The following is an 8,988-nucleotide window of genomic DNA, read 5'->3' as shown; positions in this document are numbered from 1 at the left end:
CCTCGGTCGGACCGTACAGGTTGTGCAACGCCGCATCCGACACCGTCTGCCACGCCGTCACCGTTTCCGGCGGCAGCGCCTCACCGATCACGAACACATCCCGCAAGGTCGGGTACGAACCCGGCGCCGACTGTGCCGCGAAGACCGACAGCATCGAGGGCACGAAGTCGGTGACGGTCACCCGATGGGTCGCGATCATGTCCGCGACGTAAGCCGGGTCCCGGTGGCCGTCGTGGGTGGCGACGACCAGCTTCGCCCCGGCGCGCAGCGGCATGAAGTAGCCCCACAGCGACACATCGAACGTCGTCGCGGTCTTCTGCAGATACACATCATCCGGACCCAGCGGGTACTCCGCCAGCATCCACTCGATCTGATTGACGATCGCCGCGTGCGAAACCGCGACACCCTTCGGCCGACCGGTCGAACCCGACGTGAAGATCACGTACGCGGGATTCGCCTGCGACACCGGCCGCAGCAGTTCCTCCGCGCCCACCGGCTCGCCCGAGTACCCGTCGAGGTCGGCGGTATCGAGGAAGACCACCTCGCCCTGCGGCACCGGAACCTGGTCCACCGTTGTGGTCAACACGCAGGCGGGCTGCGCCGTATCCAGGATGTGCTCGATGCGCTCGGCAGGGTGATCCGGATCCAACGGCACATACGCACCGCCGGCGGTCACGATCGCATACATTCCGACAACCAGATCGAGCGAACGCCGTACCGCAAGACCGACCAACGATTCCGCGCCGACGCCCTGCGAAATCAGCAGGCGCGCAAGCTTGTTCACCCGCTGATCGAATTCCCGGTAGGTCAGCTCCGTGCCCTCATAGGACACCGCGACCGCATCCGGATGCGCCGCGGCGGTCCGCCGATAACCGTCGAGCAACAACTCTGGCGCCAGCTCGTGCGCAGTGTCGTTCCTGTCGACGAGGGTGCGTTCCCGCTCCGTGTGCGCGAGCAGTTCCAGATCACCCACCGCGGTCTGCGGTGCGGCGATGACGGCGCCGAGCAGACGCAGGAAACGATCCGCGAACCCCTCGACGGTGTCGCGGTCGAACAGATCTGTGGCGTAGGTGAACACGCCGGCCATGCCCGCAGGCGTCCCCGACTCGTCGTAGGTGTCGGTGAGGATCAGATGCAGGTCGAACTGCGAGATTCCGCTGTCGTACTCCACCCCCGAAACCGTCAGTCCGGGCAACTCCAACTTGGTCAAGCCAAGGTTCTGGAAAGAAAGACCCACCTGGAAGAGCGGATGCCGCGCCGTCGACCGCGCCGGGTTGAGCACCTCGACCAACCGCTCGAAGGGCACATCCGCGTTGGCGAACGCCTGGATGTCCCGATCGCGCTGACGCTCGAGCAGCTCGGTGAACGCCTCACCGGGATCCACCTGGCTGCGGAACACCAGCGTGTTGATGAACGTGCCGATCAGATCGTTCAGCGCGGCCTCGCCACGACCTGCTATCGGCGTACCGATCGCAATGTCGTCGGTGCCCGACAACCGCGCGAGCAGCACCGCGAGTGCTGTGTGCACGACCATGAACAAGGTCGCGCCCTCGGACTGGGCCACCTCGACCAAACCGCGATGGACATCGGCGTCGATGCCGACCCGCACGGTGCCGCCCGCGAACGACTGTGTCGCCGGTCGCGGCCGATCGGTGGGCAGATCCAACTGTTCGGGCAGATCCGCCAGAGCCGTCCGCCAGTAGGCCACCTGGCTGGACATCAACGAAGTCGGATCGTCCTCGCGGCCGAGCAGTTCGCGCTGCCAGATGCTGAAGTCGGCGTACTGCACCGCCAGCGGCGACCAGTTCGGCGCCTCTCCCGTCGACCTAGAGACATAGGCGGTCATCAGATCACGCACCAGCGGCCCGACCGACGAGCCGTCACCGGCAATGTGGTGCACCACCATGGCGATCACATATTCGGGAGTTGATCCGGCGCCCTCGATCTCGAACAGCGCGACACGCACCGGCACCTCGCCGGTGACGTCGAACGGCATCGAAATCAATTCCACCACAGCGGATTCGATATCCGCAGGTGCGATGGCCCGCACCTCGAGCGACAGGTTCGCCGCGGTCGGCGGCAGGATCACCTGCGCCGGGTCACCGTCAGCCGCCGGGTACACGGTGCGCAGGACCTCGTGCCTGCCCACCAGGTCCGCGATCGCGGCACGCAGTGCCTGCACGTCCAGCGCACCGGTCAACCGCACTGCGATCGGAATGTTGTAAGCCGCCGACCCCGCATCGAAACGGTTGAGGAACCACATCCGCTGCTGCGCCAACGACAACGGAATACGCTCCGGCCGCGGACCCGCCACCAACGGCACACGTCCGACGGTGCCCGCCTGCTGCTCGACCCGAACCGCAAGAGCGCCCACAGTCGGCGCTTCGAACAACAACCGCACCGGGACACCCGTATTCAACGCCTCGCCGAGGCGTGCGGTGACTTGGGTGGCGATCAGGGAGTTGCCGCCGAGAGCGAAGAAGTCGTCATCGACGCCGACACGCTCGATCCCGAGCACATCCGCGAACACACTCGCGACGATCTCCTCGATCAGCGTCGAGGGAGCACGGAACGCCCGCGCCTCGAACTCCGGCTCCGGCAATGCCTTTCGATCCAGCTTGCCGTTGACGCTCAACGGCAGCGCATCCAGCACCACGAACGCCGAAGGCACCATATACGACGGCAGCACCCTCGCCAGGTGCGCGCGCAGCTGCTCGACCTCGATCACCGCGCCTGCGGCAGGCACGACATAGCCGACCAGGTGATCGCCGGTGCGCGCGTCCGAGCGCACCATGGCGACCGATTGGGCCACAGAATCGAAGGTAGTGAGCGCGGTTTCGACCTCGCCGAGCTCGATGCGCAGACCGCGCAGCTTCACCTGGAAGTCGGTGCGGCCCAGGTACTCGATGGCGCCGGTGTTGTCCCGGGTAACCAGGTCGCCGGTACGGTACATCCGCGCGCCAGGGGCGCCGAACGGGTCGGCCACGAAACGATCCGCAGTCAGGTCGGCCCGGCCGAAGTAACCACGGGCCAGCTGGGCACCCGCCAGATACAGCTCACCCCCGACACCCGGCGGCACCGGATGCAGTCGCGCATCGAGCACGTAAGCCTGCGCGTTCCACACCGGCAGACCGATCGGAACAGCACCCACGACCCCCGCAGCCACCGGGCCATGCGTCGCGTGCACGGTGAATTCCGTTGGACCGTACAGGTTGTACAGTGCCGCCGAGCTGACCCGGCGAATGGCGGCGACCGCGTCACCTGTGAAAGCCTCACCGGCGACAAACAGCACCCGCAACGACGCCAACGCCGCTTCACCGACACCGGCAGCCTCGACACTGCCCGCAAACACGGTCAGCATCGACGGCACAAACGAGGTCATAGTGACCCGCTCGGCGGCGATCACATCGACCAGATACTCCGGGTCGCGATGACCATCCGGGCTCGCGACAACGATCCGGCCACCTGTGCTCAGCGGGCCGAACAGCTCCCACACCGACACATCGAAGGTCGCCGGGGTCTTGAACAGCACGACGTCGTCGGCACCGATGCCGTATTCGCCGGTGATCCAGCGGATCTGATTCACCACGGCGGCGTGCGGCACCGCCACACCCTTCGGCCGTCCTGTCGATCCCGAGGTGAAGATAACGTAGGCAGGGTGCTGCGGCCGCAACACCGCGACTCGCTCGGTCTCCGCAATCGGCGCGTCCGAATACCCGGACAGGTCCAGCTCATCGATGGACAGCGTCGGCAGCCCACCGCCATCGAACCCATCGTGCGAGGTGGTCAGCACACATATCGGCACCGCCGACTCGAGCACATAGTTGATCCGCTCGGCGGGCTGGTCCAGATCCAGCGGCACATACCCGCCGCCCGCCTCATGGACCGCGTACGCCGCGACGACCAGATCCACCGAACGCCGCAGGCCGAGCCCGACAAGCGTTTCCGGGCCGACACCCAGTTCGATCAACCTGCGCGCCAGCCGGTGCACCCGACCAGCGAATTCCGCGTAAGTCAGCGACACACCATCCGCCGGGTCCACGATCGCCACGGCATCCGGCGTCGCACGCACCTGCGCCGCAAACACATCCACCAAAGTGGCCACCGTGCCGAGGTCGCGTTCGGTGTCGTTCCACTCCTGCAGGGACAGTTCGGTTTCCCGCTCATCGAGCAGCGGAATATCGCCGACCGACACGGTGGGATCAGCGATGACCGCCGCTAAAATCAGATCCAGACGCTGGGCAAACGCCGCAACCGTACGCTCATCGAACAGATCGAGCGCATAGGTGAACTCAGCCGAAATACCAGCCGGCTCACCCGCATCGTCCTGGGTCTCGTGCATGGTCAGCTGCAAATCGAACTTGGCGAGCTGCAACTCGAAATCGACCGCACTGACAGTCAACCCGGGAAGTTCGAATGTCGTCTCGGCCAGATTCTGGAACGCCAGACCCACCTGGAACAGCGGATTGCGGGCGGTCGAACGCACCGGATTGAGCACCTCGACCAACCGCTCGAACGGCACATCGGCGTGCGCGAACGCCTCCAGATCGCGCTCCCGCACATCCGCGAGCAGATCACTGAATCGCGCACCACCGTCGACGTTGGTGCGGAACACCAAGGTATTGACGAACATACCGATCAGATCATCGAGCTCACGCTCACCACGCCCCGCGATCGGGGTACCCACCGCAATGTCGTCGGTCCCGGACAACCGCGCAAGCAATACCGCCAACGCCGCGTGCACGACCATGAACAACGACGCATTGCCTGCCCGCGCCAGCTCCTGCAAGCGCACGTGCCGATCCGGCGAGATCTCGAACCGGAACGCCTTGCCCTGGAACGACTGCGCGGGCGGGCGCGGCCGGTCCGACGGCAGCACCAATTCGTCGGGCAGACCAGCGAGTTCGCGCGACCAGTACCGGATCTGGGTGGAGATGAGCGAGTCCGGATCGTCCTCGGAACCGAGCACCGCCCGCTGCCACAGCGCGAAATCGGCGAACTGCACGGGCAGCGGCTCCCACTGCGGGACCTCGCCGTTCGCCCGGGCGAAGTAGGCCGCCATCACATCGCGCGCCAGCGGGCCCATGGACGCCCCGTCGGCGGCGATGTGGTACACGGAGAAGGCGACCACATGCTCGACGGTGTCGGATTCCGTCGCCTGCCCATCCGGGATGACGCGGAACAGCACCACCGACAGCGGCACCTCGACGGTGACATCGAAGGTGGCGAGGGCGAACTCGATCACCTTGTGCACCAGATCCGCCTCGGCCACCTCGACCGGGACGAGCGCGGGCACGATTCCCGCCACCGGGTGAATCACCTGGTGCGGACCATCGGCCGAGCGCGGGTAGGTGGTGCGCAGCAACTCGTGGCGGGCGAGCACATCACCGATCGCCTGGTTGAGCGCGGCCACATCGAGTACACCCGACAAGCGCACCGCGAGCGGAATGTTGTCCACCGCGGAGGTACTGGTGTCGAACTGGTTGAGGAACCAGTACCGCTGCTGGGCCAACGAGAGCGGAACGCGTTCCGGTCGTTCGCCTGCGACGAGCCGTGGCCGGGCCCTGCCGGATCCGGCGTTGCGTTCGACCCGAGCGGCCAGTTCGAACACCGTCGAGGCATCGAACAGATCACGGACCGCCAGCTTGGTGTCCAGCGCCGCGCCGAGGCGCGCTGTCACCTGGGTGGCCAGCAAGGAGTTGCCGCCGAGTTCGAAGAAGTTGTCGTCCAGGCCGACCCGGGTGACGCCGAGCACGTCCATGAAGGTCCGGGCGACGATCTCCTCGATCGGCGTGGTCGGGGCGCGGAACACCTTCGCCTCGAACACCGGAGCGGGCAGCGCCTTGCGGTCCAGCTTGCCGGATGCATTGAGCGGGAACTCGCTGAGCACCACGAACGCCGAAGGCACCATGTATGTGGGCAGTGCGTCGGCCAGTTCGGTCCGCACCCCGTCGATGTCGACGGTCCGACCAGCGGCGGCGATCACATACGCGACGAGCTGGTCGCCGAGCCGGTGATCCGAGCGCACGACGACGACCGCCTGTGCGATCGGCTCCTGAGCAGTGAGCGCGGCCTCGATCTCGCCGAGCTCGATGCGCAGACCACGCAGCTTCACCTGGAAGTCGGTGCGGCCCAGGTAGTCCAGCTCGCCGTTCGCGGTCCAGGTGACCAGGTCACCGGTGCGGTACATGCGGGCGCCGTCGGCGTCGAACGGGTTGGCCACAAATCGGTCCGCGGTCAGGCCGGGACGCCCCAGATAACCTCGGGCCAACTGCTCGCCCGCGAGATACAGCTCACCCGCGACACCCACCGGAACAGGGTGCAGACGCGCATCGAGCACGTACACCTGGGTGTTGAACACCGGAGCGCCGATCGGCACCGACACGGTATCGGCGTCGGTGACCTCGTGGAAGGTCACATCGACGGCGGCCTCGGTCGGGCCGTAGAGGTTGTGCAGCCAGACGCCGGTCAGCTCACGCAACCGCTGCGCGGTCACCGCGGGCAGCGCCTCACCGGAGGTGAAAACGTTGCGCAGGTCCACGCAATCGACCGCGCGGTCGTCCTCCACGAATACCGACAGCATCGACGGCACGAAGTGCACGGTGCTGACCTGTTCCGCGGCGATCACTTGAGCCAGGTACACCGGATCCCGGTGGCCATCGGGCTTGGCGACGACAAGTCGCGCACCGATCTGCAACGGCCAGAAGAATTCCCATACCGACACGTCGAAGGTCGCGGGCGTCTTCTGCAGCACCACATCGCCGCGATCGAGGCCGTACTCGGCCTGCATCCACACCAACCGGTTGACAATCGCGGCGTGCGACACGGCCACGCCCTTCGGGCGACCGGTCGAACCGGAGGTGAATATGACGTACGCGATGTTGGACGGGCGCAACGGTGCTCGCCGTTCGGCGTCGGTCACCGTGGCATCCGAGTAGGTCGACAGATCGACAGTATCGATCTCGATCGACATCCTGGTTCCGGCGTCGACACCGTCACCGGCGGTCGTCAGCACGCAGACCGGATCGGCGGTCTCGAGCACGTAGTCGGTGCGGTCGGCCGGATGATCCGGGTCCAGCGGCAGATAGGCGCCGCCCGCGACGCTCACCGCGTACATGCCGACCACCAGTTCGATGGAACGGCGCATACCGAGCGCGACGATCGTGTCCGGTCCGACGCCCAGCGAGATCAAGTGTCGGGCAAGTCGATTCACCCGAGCGGAGAACTCGGCATAGGACAGACTCGTCCCCTCGAACGTCAGCGCGGTCGCCTGCGGGGTGCTGGCGGCCTGCACCTGGAACATCGACACCAACGTCGCTGCTGCCGAGCCTGTCGCACTCTGGCCCAACGTCGTGAGGACGTCGTATTCCGTGTCGTTCCAACGCTCGATCACCTGGGTGCGCTCGGGCGCGTCCAGGAGGTCGATGTCACCGACCGGGACGGCCGGATCGGCTACCACCGCGTTCAGCAGGCGAACCAGTCGCCGCGCCACGTTTTCGATGGTGCGCGCGTCGAACATATCCGTCGCATAGGCAAACTCCGCGGTCATGCCGTCGGCGGAGCCGTCCGAGTCGAATCGATCGGTCAGGTTCAGGTGCAGATCCCACTTGGCGGTCACCACATCGAGCGGGACACCCGCGACCTCGAGACCCGGCAGCTCGAAGGACGCCTGCCCGGCGTTCTGGTTCTGGAACGACAGCATGACCTGGAACAACGGGTGACGTGCCTGCGAACGAACCGGTCGAAGGATTTCGACCAGCCGCTCGAACGGCAGGTCCGCATGGCTGAAGGCGGCCAGATCGGTTTCCCTGGTGCGCGCCGTCAGATCGGCGAACGACTCGGCATCGTCGACCAGCGTACGCAGCACCAGCGTATTGACGAACATGCCGATCGCGTCATCGAGCGCGGCCTCGCCACGGCCCGCGATCGCGGTGCCGACGGCGATGTCGTCGCTGCCGGACAGGCGCGCGAGCAGTGCCGCGAAGGCCGCGTGCATCACCATGAACAAGCTCGCACCCTGTGTCCGGGCCAGCGCGTTCAGCCCGTGCAGCAACTGCGCGTCGAGCGTGAACTCGTACAAGCCACCGCGGTTCGACGCGACGGCCGGACGGGAACGGTCCGACGGCAGATCCAGCTGATCGGGCAGCCCGGCCAGACTCTTGGACCAGAACTCGACCTGCTGCGAGATCAACGACACCGCATCGTCTTCGGAGCCGAGCGTATCCCGCTGCCACAGCGTGAAATCGGCGTACTGCACCGGCAGCGGCGCCCAGCCGGGCACCTCGCCGCGCGAGCGTGCCGTGTAGGCGATCATCACGTCGCGGGCCAGCGGACCCACCGACCAGCCATCGCCCGAGATGTGGTGCACAACGAAGACGAGCACATGGGTGTCGGGTTGCGAGCCGTCCATCGAGCCTGCGATGCGGAACAGCCTGGCACGGACCGGAACTTCGGTCGTGACATCGAAACCGGTCGACACCAGCTCACGAATGCGACCAGCGATCTCGGCCTCGGTCACCTCGACCGCGGTCAGGTCGGACAGGTGCGCTCCGGGCGACAGCACGACCTGGACGCCCTGGCCGTCCGCGGTCTCCGGGTACACGGTGCGCAGCACCTCGTGCCGGTCCACCACGTCGGTGACCGCGCGGCGCAGCGCATCGACGTCGAGGGCGCCGGTCAAACGGACCGCGAGCGGGATGTTGTTGATCGCGGTCTGGTTGTCGAACCGGTTGAGGAACCACATCCGTTGCTGGGCCAGCGACAGTGGAATCTGCTCCGGCCGTGGACCAGCGACGAGCTCCGCGCGGCGAACCGGGTCAACCCTGGTTCCCACGCGCGCGGCGAGTGCTTCCACCGACGGCGCCTCGAACAGTGCCCGCACCGGAACCGTCGTCCCGAGCGCAGCCCCGATGCGCGACACCACCCTGGTCGCGATGAGCGAGTTACCACCCAGATCGAAGAAATCGTCGTCCACACCGACCCGATCCA

1 protein-coding gene is annotated in these 8,988 nt (G+C 66.5%); it reads right to left on the bottom strand.

Annotated features, from left to right (window positions below):
- Positions 1 to 8,988: amino acid adenylation domain-containing protein (locus ACLMAL_RS39145; protein WP_412003689.1), on the bottom strand; the 8,988-nt coding region annotated here is incomplete at both ends.

This window comes from Nocardia sp. CWNU-33 (assembly GCF_046764895.1).
Classification (GTDB): domain Bacteria; phylum Actinomycetota; class Actinomycetes; order Mycobacteriales; family Mycobacteriaceae; genus Nocardia.
This window is presented reverse-complemented; position numbering and strand designations above follow the sequence as displayed.